Genomic DNA, 21973 nt, shown 5'->3' on the forward strand with positions numbered 1-21973 from the left:
ATTGCGATGCAATATTGCGTGCAAGGCAATCACCACACTGCGCAGCCTGGGGTGCTTTTTTTCGCTGGTGCCCACGGCAGGCCAGCGTCCTGCTGCAGTGCAGCAAAATGTGCACATCACATATTTTTTTACGATGGCGTATCGCGGGCACTGCCCACAGGAGGCATTTGTTGTTTAATTGCGACGGTTTGAGCGCCGCCGTCCGCTGCTGTGGCGCTCAGCAGCGCCGCCCGCAAGAGGGATTTTCCATCGGTTTATGCCATGCGGCGCACCGCCTGGCGCGCTATTTGTTACACGCTGCGGACGATGGTGGCGGCACGTTACGGCAGGCTGGCGGCAGCGCCGAGGAGATCATGGGGAAGTTCGCCGCCTAAAAAAAGCCGCAAAAAAAAGGGCGCTGATCTCTCAGCGCCCTTTGTTTGTCAGCCAGCCTTGCGGCCGGCCTCAACGAGTAGAACGGGATTAGAACGAATAACGGGCACCGGCCTTGAAGTAACGGCCGATGGCGCCGCTGGCATCCATCGGGTTGTAGCTCAGGCCACCGTAGGTCAACGGATCGAGCGGGGCGATCTTGTCGAACAGGTTGTTGATCGAGCCGAACAGTTGAATGTTCTTGGTCAGGTTGTAACGGGCCGACAGGTCGATGGTGGTGAACGATGCCAGTTTGCAGCCGTTCGGTGCATCGGCGCCATTGGCCAGTTTCGACGCGCAGACGTCACCGACGAACAGGACGTTTTTCATGTCCGAACGGTAGTTGGCGGTGGCCGTCACGTTCAAGGCATTCCAGTCCCAGCCAGCAACCATGCTGATCTTGTCTTTTGGCGTACCGGCGCAGTTCGAGGTATCGCAATTGCCGTGGGTACCGGCAAACTGGTACTTGACGGTTTCTGACTCAGCACGCATCCACGATGCGATGTGGGTCCAGGTCAGGCCCACCGTGCCGCGACCGTAGCTGCCCAGGCCGAAGCGCTGTTTGATGTCCAGATCGACGCCCTTGATCTCGGTGTAGCTCGAGTTGCGGTAAGGCGCTTTGGAGATCAGCAGGGTACCCGAGTTGGGGATCACCACACCATTGACGACCAGGTTGTTGTCCGAACGCACAGCGGTCGGCAGGGCCGCCGCTTCGCTGTACGGCAGCGGGTTGATCTCGTTGCTACGCTTGATCTTCCAGGCGTCCAGCGACAGGCTGGTGTTGTTCAGCGGATCCCATACCAGGCCCAGGGTGGCGCCTTTCGATTTTTCCGGGCTCAGATTCGGATTACCGACCTTGACGGCGGCGATCGAAGCGGAGCAATCGTTGGTGCTGGCGCCCGGTGCCGGCGTGCCATTCGGGCAACGGATTGGATCGCGGGCAGTGGCGGTGCCGGTCGACTGCGAATCGACGCCGGCTTCAGCAGGACCTGGTGCGCGGAAGCCTTCCGAGTAGGTACCACGCAGGGCAAAGGTGCGCACCGGGGTCCACTTGGCGCCCACTTTCGGCGTGGTGGCCGAGAAGTTGGCGTACTTGTCATAACGGGCGGCGGCGGACAGTTCAACCGTTTTCAGCACTGGTGCTGCCACTTCGACGAACACGGCCGACACATTGGTGTCGCCCTTGGCGGCCACGTAGGACGAGTTGATCGAACCGTCGAGGGTGCCCGACAACGATGGGTTGTCGAGTTTTTCACGGCGGTGTTCGGCGCCCACTGCAACGCCGAGGGCGCCGCCTGGCAGCTGGAAGAACTCGCGCGAAGCCTTGAAGTCGACGATGTCGAGCTTGGTGACCGAGTGCGAGGTGGCCGTCGTCACCATCGCTGCGTACAGCGAAGCGGGGTTCTTGCCAGCCTGGGTACCGATGTAGTACGGGAAGTACGGGCTGGCCGGATTGCCCAGCGCCGCTGCCACCACGTTCATGTTGAGCATGTTGCTGTAGGCAAGATCGAGGGTCGACTGCGAGTGCACATAGCCGGCATCGAAATCCCAGCCGAACTTGTTGCCCTTGACGCCCACCACGAAACGGCTGAAGGCATTGTCGGCCGAACGGGTGCTGGCGCCGACGTCGAATGCCGAGTAACGCACGCGCACCGGCACGCCGTACGGGTTTTGCGGGTGATTGGCGGCTAGCACGATGGTGGTGCCGGCGCCGGAACCGAAGTTCTTCACCCCGGTCGGGAAGGTGGCGTTGGGCGGGAAAGCGATGGTCGGGGTGATCGACGCGGGCGTCAGGGTGAACGCCGTGTCACGCCTGGAGTAGCCGGCTTCGGCGTAGACCTGCAGGTCGCTGCTGATGATCTTGGTGCCGCGGGCGTACAGATTGCCGCCATTGATTTGCGGCTGCATCGAGCGGAACTGGTCCGCGTGCCATACGCAGCCATTGGCTGGCACCGGTTGCACCGAGGTCGAGAAGGTGCTGCAGCCTGGCAGGTATTCGTAGGCGTTGGTCAAGGGATTGCGGATGGCGCCGGTCGGGGTGGCACCAGCCACACCGCCACGGACGTCGCCAGCGGCGAACTGGGTGGCCAGCGGATAGCCCCATGGGCGGATGTCGCCGTGGCCGATCCAGGCGCGGTCGGCGCGGTCTTTGTTGAGCAGTTCGTTGTTTTGATACAGCTCGGCACTGACGAGGACGTTGTAGCCGTCGGTATCGAGGTCGCCCTTGCCCCAGGTAACCGAGGCTTTTTGCGTTTCGCCGTCGCGGTAGCGCGATTCGCCCAGTTCGACCTTGGCGGTCAGACCCTGGTAATTCTTTTTCAGGATGATGTTGACCACGCCGGCAATGGCATCGGCGCCGTAGGTCGACGAAGCGCCGTCCTTGAGGATCTCGATGCGCTCGACAGCTTCCATCGGCACGGTCGACAGGTCGGTGAAGCTTTTCTGGCCATCATCGGCGCGGGCAAACGGCGCCATCCGGCGGCCGTTGAGCAGCACCAGGGTCGAGGTGGCACCCAGACCACGCAGCGAAATGGCGGTCGAACCGGCGGCAAAACCATTGCCGAAGCCGGTTGGCAGCGAGCCAGCGCCGTCGGCGGTCAAGGTTTGCAGGTACTCGGCGACCGTGCCCTTGCCCGATTTGGCAAGGTCGGCGGCGGTGATGATCTGCACCGGCGAAGCGGTTTCAGCGCTGGCGCGCTTGATGCTCGAACCGGTGATTTCGACGCGCTGGATCGGCGCGCCCGAGACGGCTTCTTGCGCCAGGGCAGGCTGGGCCAGGGCGATTGCCGCCAGGGCCAGCGAAACCGCTTGGGCGACAGCTGTTTTCTTGTACATATGAACTCCAGAGAATTGCGGTGGTTAAAAATGGGGGGCGCGGCGTAGATGTATTCGCCACCAGCCCGAAAAAAGAGAAAATTTCAACTGCCTGACGGGCAAATTGCACATCAGCATTAGGGGGTGCGAGAAAATATTAGTAAGAATAAATTTCCAGCGGAAGACATCTGACCACCCACGTATGCGGGTGTCAATGCCTTGCCTCTTAGCAATTTGTGGGGATACAACACATCTTTGCGTAAGTGCAACTGTAAATTTATTTAATGTTGCACTGCAGCAGTGAAATTATGTTGTAGGGGTAGAGCGCGGACAGCGCCCAGATATTAATGGTTAGTCGAGAGTCCCGTGTTTATGCTGCGATGCAGTAAAAGATACATATCAAAAATATTTTTGTGAACCTTGCGTATTGGCAAAGTTGAATTCACCGGTTTTGTTGTTTTATTGTGACAGTTCAGTGACATGTGCCTGACCCGGCAATGATCCCTGACACCGCTGATTTGCGTTATCGTTACGCCTTTTAGCGGCCGCGGCCTGCCGGAATGTTTATGCTTGCCTATATTGCGCGTCGCCTGTGGCAGATGCTGCCCACGATGGCGGGGGTGGTGCTGCTGGTATTTGTCCTGTTTAACTGGGTCGGTGGCGATCCTGCCTACCTGTTGGCCGGCAAGATGTCGTCGCCGGAACAGATCGCCAGCATCCGCCAGCAGTTGGGGGTCGACCAGCCGGTCTGGGTGCAGCTGGGCATTTTTGTGCGGCAGATTGTGACCTTTGATTTTGGCAATGCCTGGAGTACGGGCGAGCCCGTTTCACACATCATCGCCAGCCGGCTGGGACCGTCGCTGACGGTGCTGATTCCCCTGACGATCCTTGAGACCGGCGTGGCGGTGGCGCTGGCGCTGGCGCTGGCCTTCGCGCGCGGCTCGCGCTTCGACCGCACCGTCATGCTCGCCTGTACCGTCGGCATGTCGATTTCCATCCTGGTGTATATCGCAGTGCTGCAATATGGCCTGGCGTACCAGCTGGGCTGGTTCCCTGTGCAGGGCTGGGGCGCCAGTCTGGGCGAGAACCTGCTGCGCTACGCCGCCTTGCCGATCCTGATCGGCCTGGTCGTCTCGCTGGCGCCCACCTTGCGCCTGTACCGCAGTTTTGTGCTCGACGAGGCTGGCCAGGACTATGTCCGCACGGCGCGCGCCAAGGGACTCTCCGAGCGCCGCATCGTCTGGGTGCACGTGTTGCGCAACGCCGCCATTCCCATTCTCACCCATCTGATGGCAAACTTGCCGGCGCTGCTGATCGGCGCGTTTTTGCTCGAGCGCTTTTTCGGGATTCCCGGCATTGGCCGCGAAGTGATTCTCGCCGTCGAGCGCAGCGATTTTCCCGTCATCAAGGCGATCACCGTGTATGTGGCGGCCGCCACCATGCTGTTCAATTTACTGACCGATGTGCTGTACCAGGCGGTCGATCCGCGCGTGGTGCTCAAATGATGGCCAGCAGGATGGCAGCGGACAACGCTTCTGCCGGCCTGTGGACGCTGGCCTGGCGCCGCCTGCGCGCCGACCGCGTCGCCATCGGCGCGCTGGTGGTGGTGGGCGCCTTCCTGCTGCTGGTGTTGTTGTCGAGCCTGGGGCTGGTCGCCGCCGGCTGGGAGCGCGAAGTGGGCGTCAATTATGCGCCGCCATCGTTTGTCGGCGCCGACCTCGATGCTGTGGCCGATGCGGCCGCGCCGCTGGCGCCGGCAGTACCAGCCGACAACCGCTTCGACCCTTTGCTGGACGACATCAAGGCGATCCGCGCCGCCGGCGGCCACGGCGCCATCGCCCCTGCCGAGCGCCGCGCCAGCCTGCCGTTCGGCGCCGACAAATGGGGGCACGACATCATCGGCAAGACCATCAAGGGCGGCCAGACCTCGATCGTCGTCGGCCTGGTCGCCGCCAGCCTGGCGGTGGCGCTGGGCACCCTGTTCGGCGCGCTGGCCGGCTTTTACGGCGGTGTGGTCGATGACGCCTTCAACTGGTTTTACAGCATTTTTACGGCGATTCCATCCATCCTGATGATCCTCACCGTGGCGGCGGTGCTGCAGCACAAGGGCGTTGGCACCATCGTGCTGATTCTGGGATTGACCGGCTGGACCGGGCCGTTTCGCCTGATGCGCGCAGAGTACATGAAGCACAGGGCGCGCGAATACGTGATGGCCGCCGACGCCATCGGCGCCTCGCATGCGCGCCAGATGTTTTCCCATATCTTGCCGAACGTCAGCCACGTGGCGCTGGTGCAGCTGTCGATCCTGGTGGTGGGTTTCATCAAGGCCGAAGTGATTCTGTCGTTTCTCGGCTTTGGCGTGCCGGTCGGCACGGTGTCGTGGGGCAGCATGCTCAACGAAGCGCAGAACGAACTGATCCTCGGTAAGTGGTGGCAGATGACGGCCGCCGCCATCGCCATGGCGCTGCTGGTGACCGCCTTTTCCCTGCTCACCGACGCCTTGCGCGACGCCCTCGACCCCAAGCTCAAATGACGCCTTTCGATCCCACGCCGGCCGTTGACGCGGCCATGCTGCTGCAGGTGCGCAATCTGCGGGTGCGCTTTCGCGTCGATCAACATACCAGCGTGGAAGCGCTCAAGGGTATCTCGTTCGACGTGCCGCGTAACGCCACCGTTGCCCTGGTCGGCGAGTCGGGCAGCGGTAAATCGGTCAGCTCGCTGGCCGTGATGGGTTTGCTCGATAGTGCTGTCAGCAGCATCGATGCGGGCAGCCGGATTCGTTTTGCCGGCCGCGAGCTGCTCGGCTTGCCGCTGGCGGAACGGCGCCGCCTGTGTGGCAAGGACATCGCCATGATTTTCCAGGAGCCGATGTCGTCGCTTAACCCGGTATTCACGGTCGGCTTTCAGATTGCCGAAGTGCTGCGCCTGCACCTGGGCATGAGCGCGCGCCAGGCGCGCGCGCGCGCCCTTGAGTTGCTCGCTGAAGTCGGTATTCCCGACCCGAGCCACAAGAGCGCTGCTTACCCGAGCCAGTTGTCGGGCGGCCAGCAGCAGCGCGTGATGATCGCCATGGCGATTGCCTGCGAGCCGCAACTGCTCATTGCCGATGAGCCGACCACCGCGCTCGACGTCACCATCCAGCAGCAGATCGTGCAATTGCTGGCCGATCTGCAACGCAAGCGCAACATGGCGGTACTGTTCATCACCCATGACCTGGCGCTGGTGGGAGACATCGCTGACCACGTCATCGTCATGCGCCACGGCGTGGTGCGCGAAGCGGGCAGCGCCGCGCAAATTTTCGCCAGCCCGGCCGATCCCTACACGCGCGCGCTGCTGGCCTGTCGGCCCCGCATGGACCGGCATCCGCGCCGCCTGCCCGTCATCGACGAGGTGATGGCCGCTGCTGCCGAGCCCAGCGCGAATGCCAGCAGCGTGCCATCGGTGGCGCGCCGCGCTGCGGGCGCTGGCGCACCGGTGCTGGTGGTCGAAGGCTTGTCGAAAAGTTTTTATGTCCGCCAGGGCCTGTTCGGCAAGCGCGAGTTCAAGGCGGTCGACGATGTGTCGTTTGCGCTGGCGCGCGGCCGCACGCTGGGCGTGGTGGGTGAATCCGGCTCCGGCAAGACCACCATGGGCTTGACGCTGCTGCGCCTGCACCAGGCCAGCGCCGGCCGCGCGCTGTTCGACGGCCGCGACCTGTTCGCCCTGTCGAAGGCCGCCTGGCAACCGTACAAGCGGCGCCTCCAGATCATTTTCCAGAATCCCTATGCCTCGCTCAATCCCCGTTTTACGGTGGGCCAGATTCTGCTCGAACCGATGCGCATCCACCGCATCGGTTTAAATGACAGCGCGCGCGTCGCCATGGCCGCAGCGCTGTTGCTGCGGGTCGGCTTGCCGGTGCAGGCGATGCACCGCTATCCGCACGAATTTTCCGGCGGCCAGCGCCAGCGCATTGCCATAGCGCGCTGCCTGACCATGCAGCCGGAGATCCTGGTGTGCGACGAATCGGTGTCGGCGCTGGACGTCTCGGTGCAAGCCCAGGTACTGAACCTGCTGCAGGATTTGCAGGATGAATTTGGCCTGAGCTACATTTTTATTTCGCACGATCTGGCCGTGGTCCACTACATCGCTGACCAGGTGATGGTGATGCAGAACGGTAAAGTGGTGGAACTGGCTGCCGCCGATACGCTCTACAATCACCCGCAGCAGCCATACACGCGGGCGCTGCTGGCAGCAATTCCACGCGGTCGCTGACGGCGCAGGGGAGCGACGCTTGCCGTCGGTGGCCGGCGGCGGTGATTGTCAGCCGGCCGCAGCCAGCAGCAGCCAGTCGCAGCCAACGGCAGCCAACGGCGCGCGCGAATTTCCGCTACCATCGATGCATGTCCCATCTTGTCTACCTGATCCAAACCTACGGCATATTCATCGTGTTCGGCACCGTGCTGCTCGAACAGATCGGGTTGCCCATCCCCGCCATGCCGATGCTGATCGTGGCCGGGGCGCTGGCCGCCGGCGGCGAAATCAACCCGCTGGCGTGCCTGGCTGCCAGCGTCGCTGCCTGCCTGATCAGCGACTATTTCTGGTTCAAGGCAGGGCGCTTTTATGGCAAGCGCGTGCTGCGACTGCTGTGCAAGATCTCGCTGTCGCCCGATTACTGCGTCAGCCAGACCGAAGACAAATTCCGCCGCTGGGGCGCCAAGTCGCTGGTGGTGGCCAAGTTCGTGCCCGGTTTTAATACGGTGGCGCCGCCCCTGTCCGGTGCCATGGGCGTCACCACGGCCGTCTTTTTTGCCTACAGCATTGCCGGCGCCGTGCTGTGGAGCGCGGTTGGCATCGTGCTGGGCATGCTGTTCCGCGATGGCGTCGCCGACCTGCTCAATGCCCTCGAAACGATGGGCGGCTTTGCGCTGATGGGTCTGTTGACGCTGCTGGCGGCCTTCGTGCTGTATAAATATGTCGAGCGGCAGCGCTTTCGCCGCAGTCTGCCCATCGAGCGCATCAGCATGGCCGAACTGGCCGGCCTGCTCGATAGCGCGGCGCCGCCCGTCATCATCGATGCCCGCAGCCTGACCGCCCAGCAACTCGAGCAAGCCATTCCCGGCTCCCTGCCTTTTGCCCGGTGCGCCCCTGGCGAACTGATGGCCTCGCTCGACCGCGAGCGCCATATCGTCGTCTACTGCAGTTGCCCGAATGACGTCACTGCCGCTCAGGTGGCGCGCCAGTTCATCGCCAACGGCTTTCAGCGGGCCCGCGCGCTCGAAGGCGGGCTCGACGCATGGAACCGCCACCAGGCTGCCGCCGCGACCAGCGTGTAGCATCATTACGGTGATGCACCCCCTGCGATAGCGTACGGGCGGTGAAAATAACGCCATATTTACGCGTTAAAATGTAGTAAAGCTACAAACAGCGCTTGCGTCATTGGCTGCAATTCCTTAAGCTTGATGACCATGAATGCAACCACTTTCCCCGCCCATCCCTTCGCCGACGGTCCCCGGCTGCTGGCCGATATCGGCGGCACCAACGCCCGTTTCGCCCTCGAAATCGCGCCCGGCGCCATCGGCCAGATCGAAGTACTGGCGGCCGCCAGCTACCCTTCGCTGCAGCTGGCCCTGCAGGCTTACCTGGCGCTGCCGCAAGTAGCGGCGGTGCTGACGGCGCCGCTGCGGCACGCTGCCATTGCGATTGCCAATCCGGTGGTGGGTGATTTGGTCAGCATGACCAACCATCACTGGGAATTTTCGATTGCTGCCCTCAAACAGGCGTGCGGCTTCGACACCCTGCTGGTGGTCAATGATTTCAGTGCGCTCGCTTATGCTTTGCCCCACCTTGGGCCGCAAAAGCGCCAGGTCGGTGGTGGCGTGGCGCAGCCGCACCGTCCGCTGGGTCTGCTGGGCGCAGGCACCGGCCTCGGCGTGTCGGGCCTGATTCCTTGTGGCACGCGCTGGAGTGCGCTGCCCAGCGAAGGCGGGCACGTGACGTTTTCGCCGGCCGACGCCACCGAGCTGGCGATCCTGCAATTTGCCTGGGGCCGCTTCGAACACGTGTCGGCCGAGCGCCTCTTGTCGGGCGCCGGGATCGAGCTCATATATAGCGCGCTGGCGCACCACCTTGGTGTGGCAGACGAACAGTTGAACACGCCGGCGATTGTTGCGCGCGCCCTCGATGGCAGTTGCAGCCTGTGCGACCAGGTGATCGAAGCGTTTTGCGGCATGCTGGGCACGGTGGCTGGCAACCTCGCCGTCACCCTCGGTGCGCAGGGCGGTATCTATATAGGCGGCGGCATCGTGCCGCGGCTGGGCGCGCGCTTTGCCGCCTCGTCATTCCGCCGCCGTTTTGAACAGAAGGGCCGCTTTGTCAACTACCTGGCGCAGGTGCCGACCTGGGTCATTACCGCCGAATATCCGGCGTTTCTTGGCGTGTCGGCGCTGTTGGCCGAACAGCTGGCAACGGCGCCTTGACACTGCTTCGACAGTCGCACTGCGCCACTGGCGGTTTTATCGGGTACAATGGCCGCAGTTCGAAGTGACGATGTCGATCGTTATCGCGTATCGCTAGCAGCGCACGTGCCGCCCCGGTGGCGCAGCGCCCGTGATCCGCAAACGTTTCACTGAATAATCAACAGCTTAGGGCCCGCGCGCCCCCCGCTGGCTGATCGAGTGGCCCCTGAGCGGCGCTCGCGCCATCTGACAAATTTCTGTTTTAATCGCGCCAGCGTTCCCGATCCGGGTGCGTGATGCCAGTTTCGACGACGGCCGTGTGCCGGTCGGCCACAGGCCGATCTGCCGCGTTGACCGGTGTACGACCATTTTTCTTTGCATCGCTTTTGCAAGATCCATTGACACTGCTATGAATACTGATGAGGCCAAGAGTGTCCTCGAGACCGCGCTGCTGTGCGCGCGTGAGCCTCTGTCCATCAACAGCATGAAAAAACTGTTTGTCGACGTCGACGACCATGGTCAGCCGCTGGGGGGCGGGGTCGAGGCCGACAGCATCCGCTTGATGCTCGAAGAGCTGCGCCACGACTGGCAGCAGCGCGGTATCGAGCTGGTCAGTCTGTCGACCGGCTGGCGCTTTCAAAGCCGGCCGGAAATGAAGGTGTATCTCGATCGCCTCAGTCCGGAAAAACCGCCAAGATATTCGCGGGCAACCATGGAAACGCTGGCCATCATTGCGTACCGCCAGCCCGTCACCCGCGGCGACATCGAGGAGATTCGCGGCGTGACGGTCAATTCGCAGACCATCAAGATGCTGGAGGACCGCGGCTGGATCGATGTGATTGGCCACCGCGAAGTCATTGGCCGGCCCGCGCTGCTGGGTACCACCAGGCACTTTTTGGATGATTTGGGATTGAACAGCCTGTCCCAGTTGCCGCCCTTGCAGGAAGTGGCCGTCGCTGGCGACGGCCACGCAATGGCGGCGCTGGAAGCGGCCTTGCAAGAAAATTTTGACAAAGCGGCGGCCCAGACGGCCGCCAGTAACGACGGCGCGGGCTGCATTACTGTTGCAGCCAGCTCCAATGCTTCCGTTGGTGAAGCTCCCCTTGACGACCCTGCGCCAGACACACCGGTTGATGCCGCGCCAGGTCAGCAGACCTCAGACATTTCAGACATAAACGATGAACACCACAAATAAAACAACTGACACCGACCTGTCTGGCGCCGACGCCGCCATCAAACCGAAACGCCGCACCAAGGCGCAGATCGAAGCGGACAATGCCGCTGGCATCAGCAAGCCGCGCGCCAAGCGGGTCACGCCGGCTGGCGACGATGTCGCTGGCGCCGTGTCGGTAGCCCCCGCAGCGGCGGCTGCCGCCGCCCCCGCTTCGGCTGTCCATGACGATCACCCGGTGGTGCAGCGCAAGGCGCGCCCGGCCAAGGTGATTCCAGCGCGCGCCGCCGCTGCTGCTGCTGCTGCCGCCCAGGCCGCCGCTGCTGCCGCTGCCGCCCATCCTTCGCTCAACGCTGCCAGCGACGCCGATGACGGCGACGGCGATGGCCGCCCCGAACGCGGCAACCGCGCCCCGCGCGGCCCGCGCCAGATGCGCGAGCAGCGGCCGGCGCGCCCCGCCAAGCCAGCGCGGCCGCCACGCGAAGCGCGTCCACCGCGCGCCGAAGGCGAGCAGCCTGAGGCAGGTGAGGGCGTGGCCGCTGCCGTTGCGGGCGAACACGTCCGTCCCGAGCGCGCTCCCCGTCCCGAGCGCAGCGCCGACGCCAAGCCGCGCGTCAAAAAGAACAAGAAGGGCAATCCCGGCCTGCAACACCACAAGAAAGCCCGCGGCGGCGACGATGCCGACGCCGTCTTTTCGTACGTCACCTCGGACGACTTCGATGCCAACGATGGCGGCCGCGGCGGCCCCGTCAAGGCACCCAAGCGCGACCTGACCTCCGACGACGACGCCCCCAAGCTGCACAAGGTGCTGGCCGAAGCGGGCCTCGGTTCGCGCCGCGACATGGAAGACTTGATCGTTGCCGGCCGCGTCTCCGTCAATGGCGAGCCGGCCCATATCGGCCAGCGCATCCTGCCATCCGATGCCGTGCGCATCAATGGCAAGCAAATTCATCGCAAGGTGACCACCAAGCCGCCGCGCGTGCTGGTGTACCACAAGCCAGCCGGCGAAATCGTCAGCGCCGACGATCCGGAAGGCCGTCCATCGGTGTTCGATCGCCTGCCGACCATGAAGGCCGGCAAATGGCTGGCCGTCGGCCGCCTCGACTTCAATACCGAAGGCTTGCTGTTGTTTACCACCTCGGGTGACCTGGCCAACCGCCTGATGCACCCGCGTTACAACATCGACCGCGAATACGCCGTGCGCACGCTGGGCGAGCTGGAAGAAGGCATGCGCCAGAAATTGCTGGCCGGCGTCGAGCTCGAAGACGGTAGCGCCTCCTTCACCAAGATCGCCGATGGCGGCGGTGAAGGCATCAACAAATGGTACCGCGTGGTGATTGGCGAAGGTCGCAACCGCGAAGTGCGCCGCATGTTCGAGGCGGTCGGTTTGACGGTCTCGCGCCTGATCCGTACCCGTTACGGCGCCATGACCCTGCCAAGCAGCCTCAAGCGCGGTCGTTGGGAAGAGCTGGAAGAAAACGATGTGCGCTCGCTGCTCGGCGCATTTGGTGTGGAAAAAAAGGGCGACAAGGTTGCGCCCGACAGTCGTGGCCCGCGGGCCAAGGCTGAGCGTGCCAGTCCCGCGGCAAGCGGCGGCTTTGGCCTGACCCGCGTGCCTGGCGAAGTCGACGGCAATCGCGCCGACCGCGACACCAACCGCAATGTCGATCCATTTGCCGGCACCGCCGGTCGTGGTCGCGGCGGGCGTGGTCAGGGCCGCAGTACGCCACCGGTGGGCGCCGGTTACGGCGGCATGGCGGGCGGTCACCCGACCGCTGGCGATGCCCCATCGTTTGCGCCTGGCAATGGCGCTCCACCGCGCGGCAAGGGATTTAAGGGCGGCAAGCCAGCGGGGCAGGGCCGTCCGAATGGCGGTGCGGCCGGTGCCGGTGGTTCGGGGCGTCCGAATGGCGGCCCTGCCAAGGGGCCACGCCAGCCCGATCCGCTGCAAACGACTTTCGGTTTCGGTAATGCCGGTGGCGCGGCGCGCCGTCCGCAGGGGCAGCAGACGCCACGCAATGCCGATCAGGGCATGCCGCGGCGCGGGCGGCGCGGTTAAGTTTACGGCGTTTCAGGCATGCGGCAGGCGCCGAAGGTGCCAGTGCCCCTGTGGCGTCTTTTTCTGGTCGCTGGATTGTTTAATTGACGTCAGCGCGATTGCAGGGTATGGCAAAAAGCGCTATAATCGCTAACCTAATAAAAGTTCCTTTCAAGCGACGCATTGATGTCAACACATTGATCCGGCGAGCAAGTGCTTTGAAGTGGTTAAAGATTTTGGAGGGATGGGCATTTGCCCATTTTTTTTTGGTAAAACGTTTTTGTTGTCTGTGTGCGCCCCCGGGCGGCCGGACGTGGGACCTGGAGAAGTCGATTGCAGCAGTTTGATTTGATCGCCAAAACGGTAACCGGGCTGGGCTATGACCTCGTCGATGTCGAGCGGGGCGAGCGCGGCATTTTGCGCGTGTATATCGATTTCACCGCGGCCGACGCCGAAGAAAAAGGCTTGATCACGGTGGAAGATTGCGCCACGGTCAGTCACCAGCTCTCGCATGTGCTGACGGTGGAAAACGTCGCCTACGAGCGGCTGGAAATCTCGTCGCCGGGGCTCGACCGCCCGGTGCGCACGATGGCTGACTTCGAGCGCTTCGCCGGTGAAGAATGCACCGTCAAGCTGCGCACGGCGTTTCCCGGCAGCGCCAACCGCAAGACCTACACGGGTATCTTGCAGGCGCCGCAGGGCGACAAGATCGGTTTGGAATTTGAAAGCAAGGATGGTCCTGCTCAGCTTGAGTTTACGCTGGCGGACCTGGATAAGGCACGTTTGGTGCCGCAGGTGGATTTTAAGAAGGGCAAAGCATGAGTCGCGAAGTATTGTTACTGGTAGATGCGCTGGCGCGTGAGAAAAATGTCGATAAGGATGTCGTCTTCGGCGCGCTCGAATTCGCCCTGGCCCAGGCCACGAAAAAGCGTTACGAAGGCGAAGTCGATATTCGCGTCTCGATCGACCGCGATTCCGGCGAGTTCGAGTCCTTCCGTCGCTGGCACGTGGTGCCAGATGACGCCGGCCTGCAATTGCCTGATCAGGAAATCTTGCACTTCGAAGCGGTCGAGCAAATTCCCGACATCGAAGTCGACGAGTATATTGAAGAGCCGATCGAGTCGGTCGAGTTCGGTCGCCGTTTCGCCCAGGACACCAAGCAGGTCGTCTTGCAGCGCGTCCGTGACGCCGAGCGCGAACAGATCCTGGTCGACTTTCTCGAGCGTGGTGATTCACTCGTCACCGGCACCATCAAGCGCATGGAACGCGGCGACGCTATTGTCGAGTCGGGCAAGATCGAAGCGCGCCTGCCACGCGACCAGATGATCCCGAAGGAAAATCTGCGCATTGGCGACCGTGTCCGCGCATACATCCTGCGCATCGACCGCAATATGCGCGGCCCCCAGGTGATCCTGTCGCGCACCGCGCCGGACTTCATCATGAAGCTGTTCGAACTGGAAGTGCCGGAAATCGAGCAGGGCCTGCTGGAAATTAAATCGGCTGCCCGCGATGCCGGCGTGCGCGCCAAGATTGCTGTGTACACGTCAGACAAACGCATTGACCCGATCGGTACCTGCGTCGGCATGCGCGGTTCGCGCGTGCAGGCTGTCACCGGTGAACTCGGTGGCGAACGCGTCGACATCGTGCTGTGGTCGGATGATCCGGCCCAGTTCGTCATCGGTGCGCTGGCTCCGGCGAACGTGTCGTCGATCGTGGTCGATGAAGAAAAGCATGCCATGGACGTGGTCGTTGACGAAGAAAATCTCGCCATCGCCATCGGCCGCTCGGGACAGAACGTGCGCCTGGCTGCCGAGCTGACCGGCTGGAAGATCAACATCATGACGGCGGAAGAATCCGAGAACAAGGCCGCGGCGGAAACCGCAGCGGTACGCGCCCTGTTCATGGAAAAACTCGACGTCGACCAGGAAGTCGCTGACATCCTCGTCGAAGAAGGGTTCGCTTCGCTGGAAGAAATCGCTTACGTGCCGATCTCGGAAATGCTCGACATCGAATCGTTCGACGAAGACACCGTCAACGAATTGCGTACCCGTGCCCGTGACGCCCTGGTGACGGAAGCGATCGCTTCCGAAGAAGGTCTCGAAGGCATGGACGAAGCACTGGTCGGCCTGGAAGGCATGGATCGCACCACCGCCGGCAAGCTCGGCCTGGCCGGCATCAAGTCGGTGGCAGCGTTTTCCGGTTTGGCATACGACGAGTTCGGCGCAATCCTGGCACTGCCAAGCGAGCGCGCCCGCGACCTGATCAAGAATGAATTTAACGATGTGACCGACGACGAGATGAAGCTGGTCGACGCAAAGTATGACGACCGCGCCAAGGCGCTGCAGGCGAAAGCCTGGAGCCTGGCAGAAGTGGCCAAGGCTTAATTTGCGAATCATTATCATCTCAGCGACACATAGAAAAGAGGACTGAATGGCGAGTAACAACGTAGCCCAATTTGCCACCGAACTGAAGATGCCTGCAGACTTGCTGCTGACGCAGCTGCGTTCTGCCGGCGTCGAGAAAAGTTCGACGTCAGATCCATTGTCGAAAGATGATAAGGATAAGCTGTTGAACCATCTGCGCCGTACCCACGGCGCGGCGGCCGACACGGAAAAGAAAAAGATCACGCTGACCCGCAAGGAAACTTCGGAGATCAAGCAGGCTGACGCTTCCGGCAAAAGCCGCACCATCCAGGTGGCGGTCAAGAAGACGCGCACCTTCGTGCAGCGTGAAGAGCCGGCCGCGCCCGTGGTGGAAGCGGTCGCGCCGGTCGCACCGGTCATCGATGCCGCAGAAATTGCGCGTCGTGAAGAAGAAGTGCGCCGCCAGGCGGAGCTGATTGCGCGCCAGGAAGCGGACCTGCGTGAAAAGCAGGAACGCCTGGCCAAGCTCGACGCCGAAAAAGAAGCCCAGGCCAAGCAGGCCGAAGTCGATGCCAAGAAGCAGGCAGCGGAAGAGAGCAAGCGCGCCGCCGCTGCTGCAGTGACGGCGGCTAACGCCGGCGCCGCTGCGGCCGACGACGCCGCCAGCGCCGCTGCCGCCGCTGCCAAGAAAGCCGCCGACGACGAAGCGAAAGCCAAACTCGCCGCCGCTGCCAAGGATGCTGCTGCACGCGCTGAAGCGAACGACAAGGCCCGCAAAGCGGTCGCCGACGAAGTCGCCCAGATCAAGGCCATGATGAACGCGCCCCGTCGCGCCATCAAGGCCCCTGAGCCAGTCGCGCCGCCAGTGGCTGCGATCAAGCCGAAAACGGCCGAAGGCACGCTGCACAAGCCGGCCGACAAAAAGCCGGGCGACAAGCCGGCTGACGCCAAGAAGGTTCTCGGACCCGATAAGAAATCGATCAAGTCGGCCAATGTGTCGTCGACCTGGTCGGACGACGCCAAGAAACGCGGTACCACGGGTGCAATTAAACCGCGCGGTAACGTCGGCACCGGCGGCCGTGATGGCTGGCGCGGTGGCGCCAAGGGCGGTCGTCGCAATTCGCACGCCGATGATCGCGAAACCAATTTCCAGGCACCGACCGAAGCGGTCATCAAGGACGTTCACGTCCCTGAAACCATCACGGTGGCGGAACTGGCCCACAAGATGTCCGTCAAGGCTTCCGAAGTCATCAAGCAATTGATGAAGCTGGGCCAGATGTGCACCATCAACCAGGTGCTGGACCAGGAAACGGCCATGATTCTGGTCGAAGAAATGGGCCACAAAGCCTTTGCCGCGGCGGAAGATGATCCGGAAGCGCTGCTGGCCGATCAGGGTGAACACACCCACTTCGAGTCGGTCTCGCGGGCGCCGGTCGTGACCGTCATGGGTCACGTCGACCACGGCAAGACCTCGCTGCTCGATTACATCCGTCGTGCCAAAGTGGCGTCCGGCGAAGCGGGCGGCATCACGCAGCACATCGGCGCATACCACGTCGAAACGCCGCGCGGCATGATCACCTTCCTCGACACCCCGGGCCACGAAGCGTTCACGGCCATGCGTGCGCGCGGTGCGAAAGCCACCGACATCGTCATCCTGGTGGTGGCGGCGGACGACGGCGTGATGCCGCAAACGAAGGAAGCGATTGCTCACGCAAAAGCAGCCGGCGTGCCGCTGGTGGTGGCGATCAATAAGATCGACAAGCCCGGTGCCAATCTGGACCGTGTGACGCAGGAACTGGTTGCCGAACAGGTGGTGCCGGAAGAATACGGTGGCGAATCGCCGTTCGTGCCAGTGTCGGCCAAAACCGGCGCCGGTATCGAAGACTTGCTCGAGCAAGTGCTGTTGCAGGCCGAAGTGCTGGAACTGAAAGCACCGATCGATGCGCCGGCCCGTGGCCTGGTGGTCGAAGGACGTCTCGACAAGGGCCGCGGCCCGGTAGCGACGATTCTGGTGCAGTCCGGTACCTTGCGTCGTGGCGATGTCATCCTTGCTGGCTCGTCGTTTGGCCGCGTGCGCGCCATGCTGGACGAAAACGGCAAGTCGATTTCCGAAGCGGGTCCATCGATCCCGGTGGAAATCCAGGGCTTGACCGAAGTGCCGGTCGCTGGTGAAGAAGTAATGGTCATGGCTGACGAGCGTAAAGCCCGTGAAATTGGTCTGTTCCGTCAGGGTAAATTCCGCGACGTCAAACTGGCCAAGCAGCAAGCTGCCAAGCTGGAAAACATGTTCGACCAAATGGCCGAAGGCGAAGTCAAGAATCTGCCGATCATCGTCAAGACCGACGTGCAGGGTTCGCTCGAAGCGCTGGTCAGCTCGCTGCAGAAACTGTCGACCTCGGAAGTGCGCGTGCAGGTTGTGCACTCGGCCGTTGGCGGTATCACGGAGTCGGACGTCAACCTGGCGGTGGCCTCGAAAGCGGTCATCATCGGCTTTAATGCCCGTGCCGATGCACAGGCGCGCAAGCTGGCCGAGTCGAACGGTGTCGATATCCGTTACTACAACATCATCTACGACGCCATCGAAGAAATTCGTGCAGCGCTGTCGGGCATGCTGGCACCGGAAAAACGCGAAACCGTTACCGGTCAGGTCGAGATTCGCCAGGTCATCCTGGTGTCGAAAGTCGGCGCGATTGCCGGTTGCCTGGTCACCGATGGTGTGGTCAAGCGCGTCTCGTCGGTGCGCCTGCTGCGCAACAACATCGTGGTGTGGACGGGCGAAATCGAATCGCTCAAGCGCTTCAAGGACGATGCGAAAGAAGTACGCGCCGGTCTCGAGTGCGGCCTGTCGCTGAAGAACTACAACGACATCCAGGTTGGCGACACCCTGGAAGTGTTCGAAGTGCAGGAAATCGCCCGCACGCTGTAAGCGGCAACTGAAGTCATCCGGGGCGCCATCGGCACAATGCTGATCGGCGCCCCGTGTTTTTATCGCGAGTCACAGAAAATCATGGCCAAACATAGCAAAAGTATTCCCGCGCGCGGCTTGCGCGTGGCTGACCAGATCCAGAAGGATTTGTCCGTCATCATCGCCGGCGGCTTGAAAGACCCCCGCATCGGCATGGTCACCATCACCGAGGTGCAACTGACCCCGGACTATGCGCACGCGAAAGTGTTTTATACGCTGCTCAACGACAATAAAGAAGTCATCAAGAACACCAATGACGGCTTGCAGGCGGCGGCCGGTTTCATCCGCAACCAGCTCGGTAAACTGCTGCACATCCACACGCTGCCGGCGCTGCATTTCGTGCACGATACGTCGACCTCGCGCGGCATGGAATTGTCCTTGCTGATCGACCAGGCCAATGCGATCCGGGCGGCCGATGCCGAGCCCGATGCTGAGCCAGAAGCGTAATTAGCAGGGGGACTGGCGCCTGGCGCCTGTCCCAATTTACCCAGCCAACACCGCACAGAATGGGGACAGGCACCCGCAGGGTGCCAGTCCCCGCAGCCAATGAAGCCAACCCACACCAAAAAACCCCGCGACCTCGTCGACGGCGTGCTGCTGCTCGACAAGCCGGTCGGCCTGTCCTCAAACGACGCCCTCATCAAAGCCAAGCGCATCTTGAACGCCAAGAAAGCCGGCCACACGGGCACCCTCGACCCCTTCGCCACCGGCTTGCTACCGCTGTGCTTTGGCGAAGCGACCAAGTTCTCGCAGGATTTGCTGGAAGCCGATAAAACCTATCTGACCACCGTCCACCTGGGCATCACCACCAACACCGGTGACACCGAGGGCGAAGCAATCGCCACCCATGACGTGAACGTCACGGTCGAACAGATCGAAGCGGTGCTGGCGCAGTTTCGCGGTCCCATTCTGCAAGTGCCGCCCATGTACTCGGCGTTAAAACGCGACGGCAAGGCATATTATGAGTACGCGCGCGAGGGCATCACGCTCGAGCGCGAAGCGCGTCCCGTCACCATTCACGACCTGCAGTTTGTCAGCTACGAGGCGCCCTTTCTGCAGCTGTCCGTCACCTGTTCGAAGGGCACGTATATCCGTGTGCTCGGCGAAGAGATTGGCAATGCACTCGGCTGCGGCGCCCACCTGAACGCCCTGCGCCGCACCCAGGTGGGTGCGCTGACGGTGGCCGGCATGGTGACGCTGGAAGACATGCAAGCCAATCCGGCGCCGCTGTCGATGCTGGCACCGGTCGACGCCTTGCTGGCCTCGTTCCCTGCCATCCATCTGACAGAGGAGCTGGCCAGGCGCTTCTTGAATGGCCAGCGGCTGGCGCTGGGCAAGGAAGACGTCGTTGTGCCGGCTGGGCAGGGCAGGGTGCGCGTGTATGCAAGTGGTGACACCGGTGACAAGCTGTTGGGCACCGCCCAGTTGCAGGAATACGCCATTTTGGCACCCGAGCGCCTGATCGCTTTTACTGGCTGAGATGGCCGGCACTGCAGCCCAGCCAAGCCATTGAATTGTCGCACATTTCCCCGGACACAACGCAATTGCGGTCCGGGCGTGCTATACTCGTCGGTTACCGCATTTCGAATCATCGTACACCCTCGTACACCGCGTACCCCGTACGCCTCTCTCAGTTCATTACGCTCAGTTCATCACGACATGTCTACTCAAAAACGCGCAATTCGTAACATCGCCATTATCGCCCACGTCGATCATGGTAAAACCACCCTGGTCGACCAGCTGCTGCGTCAGTCCGGTACCTTCCGCGAGAACCAGCAAGTCGATATCCGCGTGATGGACTCGAATGATCTGGAGAAAGAACGCGGCATTACCATTCTGTCGAAAAACTGCGCCGTCGAATACGAAGGCACCCACATCAACATCGTTGACACCCCAGGCCACGCCGACTTCGGCGGCGAAGTCGAGCGCGTGCTGTCGATGGTTGACTCGGTGCTGCTGTTGATCGATGCGCAGGAAGGCCCGATGCCACAGACCCGCTTTGTCACCCGCAAGGCGCTGGCACTGGGTTTGAAGCCGATCGTCGTCGTCAACAAGGTCGACCGCCCAGGCGCGCGCCCGGACTGGGCGATTAACCAGACCTTCGAACTGTTCGACAAGCTCGGCGCGACCGACGAGCAGCTCGACTTCCCGATCATCTACGCATCGGGCCTGAACGGCTATGCCGGTCTGACCGAAGACGTCCGTGACGGCGACATGAAGCCGCTGTTCGACGCCATCCTGCAATACGTGCCTGTGCGTGACGACAATCCGGACGGCCCGTTGCAGATGCAAGTGACCTCGCTCGATTACTCGTCGTACGTCGGCAAGATCGGCATTGGCCGCGTCAACCGCGGTCGTGTCAAGCCGGGCATGGATGTGATCATCCTGAACGGCCCTGACTCGACCCCGATCAAGGGCCGCATCAACCAGGTGCTGAATTTCAAGGGTCTCGAGCGCGTGCTGGTCGATGAAGCCGTCGCCGGCGACATCGTGCTGATCAACGGTATGGAAGACATCGGCATCGGTTCGACCGTGTGCGCACCGGACACCCCGGAAGCGCTGCCAATGCTGACCGTCGACGAGCCGACCCTGACCATGAACTTCATGGTCAACAACTCGCCACTGGCTGGCCGTGAAGGCAAATTCGTTACCAGCCGCCAGCTGCGTGACCGCCTCGACCGCGAACTGAAAGCCAACGTCGCCCTGCGCGTGGCACCGACCGACGACGACACCGTGTTTGAAGTGTCGGGCCGTGGCGAATTGCACCTGACGATTTTGCTGGAAAACATGCGTCGTGAAGGATTCGAGCTGGCGGTTTCGCGTCCTCGCGTGGTCTACAAAATGGTCGATGGCGTGCGCCATGAGCCGTTTGAAAACCTCTCGGTCGACGTCGAAGAAGTCAACCAGGGCGGCGTCATGGAAGAGCTGGGCCGTCGTCGTGGCGACCTGCAAAACATGGAGTCGGACGGCAAGGGCCGCGTGCGTCTCGAGTACCGCATTCCTGCCCGTGGCCTGATCGGCTTCCAGGGCGAGTTCATGACCTTGACGCGCGGCACCGGCTTGATGAGCCACGTGTTCGATGCCTACGGTCCAGTCGACAATACCCGCGGTGAAATGGCTGGCCGTCGTAACGGCGTGCTGATCTCGCAGGATGACGGCGCCGCTGTCGCCTACGCCATCTGGAAACTGCAGGAACGTGGCCGTATGTTCGTGGTTCACAATGACCCGGTCTACGAGGGCATGATCATCGGCATTCACTCGCGTGACAACGATCTGGTGGTCAACCCGATCAAGGGCAAGCAGCTGACCAACGTGCGTTCGTCCGGTACCGACGAAGCAGTGCGCCTGGTGCCACCAGTGCAAATGTCGCTCGAATACGCGGTTGAATTCATCGCCGATGACGAGCTGGTCGAAATCACGCCGAAATCGATCCGCCTGCGCAAGCGCTACCTGAAAGAAAACGAGCGCAAGCGCGCCGGTCGCGAGGCGTAATTCCTCGGTGACATCAAAAAGCCCGCTGCTGCGGGCTTTTTTTTCGCCTGCCGCCAGCGCCGGCAGCGCATGTTGATTGCTTCTTCCTTTTCCGTACGCGACGGCGACCGTGTGCGTGGCTGCCGTGCGTGCATGCCACTGGCGCCCCGTCATTATTTTGCGGCATTTGCAAAATCTATCAAATCGTCACATATTTTTGATTTTAGCCATTTTCAATGTGTCTGGGGTGATGATTTGTGAGGATTGACGTGCTCGCAGGCCTGGTTGGCGCGCGCCACCTCCCTG

General features: G+C 62.2%; 15 protein-coding genes. 14 read left to right on the top strand and 1 reads right to left on the bottom strand.

The genetic code is table 11. The features are described 5' to 3' along the window. The first annotated feature begins 170 nt into the window (after positions 1 to 170). A complete protein-coding gene (locus ACP7BZ_RS09295; protein ID WP_426112322.1) occupies positions 171 to 374 on the top strand; it encodes a hypothetical protein in 204 nt (67 codons plus the stop codon). A gap of 88 nt (positions 375 to 462) precedes the next feature. Here the strand turns inward: ACP7BZ_RS09295 and ACP7BZ_RS09300 are convergent, their stop codons facing one another. Beyond that, the gene (locus tag ACP7BZ_RS09300; RefSeq protein ID WP_426112324.1) at positions 463 to 3246 is read right to left on the bottom strand and encodes a TonB-dependent receptor; all 2784 of its coding nucleotides are present in this window, start codon (positions 3244 to 3246) and stop codon (positions 463 to 465) included. Between the two features lie 545 nt (positions 3247 to 3791). Between ACP7BZ_RS09300 and ACP7BZ_RS09305 the strand changes: the two genes are divergently transcribed. The 13 genes from ACP7BZ_RS09305 (at position 3792) to typA (ending at position 21688) form a co-directional block, all read left to right on the top strand. After that, positions 3792 to 4730, top strand: coding sequence for an ABC transporter permease (locus ACP7BZ_RS09305; RefSeq protein WP_426112325.1), 939 nt, complete (start codon positions 3792 to 3794; stop codon positions 4728 to 4730). Continuing rightward, complete coding sequence (locus ACP7BZ_RS09310; protein ID WP_426112429.1) at positions 4730 to 5758, top strand: ABC transporter permease; 1029 nt, start codon at positions 4730 to 4732, stop codon at positions 5756 to 5758. The genes ACP7BZ_RS09305 and ACP7BZ_RS09310 overlap by 1 nt, the downstream gene beginning before the upstream one ends. Further along, on the top strand, positions 5755 to 7476 hold the full coding sequence (locus tag ACP7BZ_RS09315) for an ABC transporter ATP-binding protein (protein ID WP_426112327.1): 1722 nt from the start codon (positions 5755 to 5757) through the stop codon (positions 7474 to 7476). Before ACP7BZ_RS09310 ends, ACP7BZ_RS09315 begins: the two co-directional genes overlap by 4 nt. A gap of 128 nt (positions 7477 to 7604) precedes the next feature. Beyond that, complete coding sequence (locus tag ACP7BZ_RS09320) at positions 7605 to 8537, top strand: VTT domain-containing protein (RefSeq protein ID WP_426112329.1); 933 nt, start codon at positions 7605 to 7607, stop codon at positions 8535 to 8537. A 132-nt stretch (positions 8538 to 8669) separates the two neighbouring features. Further along, entirely contained in the window at positions 8670 to 9680 is a 1011-nt protein-coding gene (locus ACP7BZ_RS09325) for a glucokinase (protein ID WP_426112331.1), read from the top strand. Between the two features lie 388 nt (positions 9681 to 10068). Beyond that, on the top strand, positions 10069 to 10854 hold the full coding sequence (gene scpB, locus ACP7BZ_RS09330; RefSeq protein WP_426112431.1) for an SMC-Scp complex subunit ScpB: 786 nt from the start codon (positions 10069 to 10071) through the stop codon (positions 10852 to 10854). Continuing rightward, a complete protein-coding gene (rluB, locus tag ACP7BZ_RS09335; protein WP_426112332.1) occupies positions 10838 to 12889 on the top strand; it encodes a 23S rRNA pseudouridine(2605) synthase RluB in 2052 nt (683 codons plus the stop codon). The genes scpB and rluB overlap by 17 nt, the downstream gene beginning before the upstream one ends. A 312-nt stretch (positions 12890 to 13201) precedes the next feature. Then, positions 13202 to 13690, top strand: a complete 489-nt coding sequence (gene rimP / locus ACP7BZ_RS09340; RefSeq protein WP_426112334.1) for a ribosome maturation factor RimP — start codon at positions 13202 to 13204, stop codon at positions 13688 to 13690. Next, complete coding sequence (gene nusA, locus ACP7BZ_RS09345) at positions 13687 to 15252, top strand: transcription termination factor NusA (RefSeq protein ID WP_426112336.1); 1566 nt, start codon at positions 13687 to 13689, stop codon at positions 15250 to 15252. Before rimP ends, nusA begins: the two co-directional genes overlap by 4 nt. A gap of 46 nt (positions 15253 to 15298) precedes the next feature. Continuing rightward, entirely contained in the window at positions 15299 to 18157 is a 2859-nt protein-coding gene (gene infB / locus ACP7BZ_RS09350) for a translation initiation factor IF-2 (RefSeq protein WP_426112338.1), read from the top strand. An 81-nt stretch (positions 18158 to 18238) separates the two neighbouring features. After that, the gene (gene rbfA / locus ACP7BZ_RS09355; protein WP_426112340.1) at positions 18239 to 18643 is read left to right on the top strand and encodes a 30S ribosome-binding factor RbfA; all 405 of its coding nucleotides are present in this window, start codon (positions 18239 to 18241) and stop codon (positions 18641 to 18643) included. A gap of 99 nt (positions 18644 to 18742) precedes the next feature. Further along, complete coding sequence (gene truB, locus ACP7BZ_RS09360; RefSeq protein ID WP_426112342.1) at positions 18743 to 19675, top strand: tRNA pseudouridine(55) synthase TruB; 933 nt, start codon at positions 18743 to 18745, stop codon at positions 19673 to 19675. A 180-nt stretch (positions 19676 to 19855) separates the two neighbouring features. Then, positions 19856 to 21688, top strand: a complete 1833-nt coding sequence (gene typA / locus ACP7BZ_RS09365; RefSeq protein ID WP_426112343.1) for a translational GTPase TypA — start codon at positions 19856 to 19858, stop codon at positions 21686 to 21688. Positions 21689 to 21973 lie beyond the last annotated feature (285 nt).

Source organism: Massilia sp. PWRC2 (assembly GCF_049896725.1).
Classification (GTDB): domain Bacteria; phylum Pseudomonadota; class Gammaproteobacteria; order Burkholderiales; family Burkholderiaceae_D; genus JAFCUW01.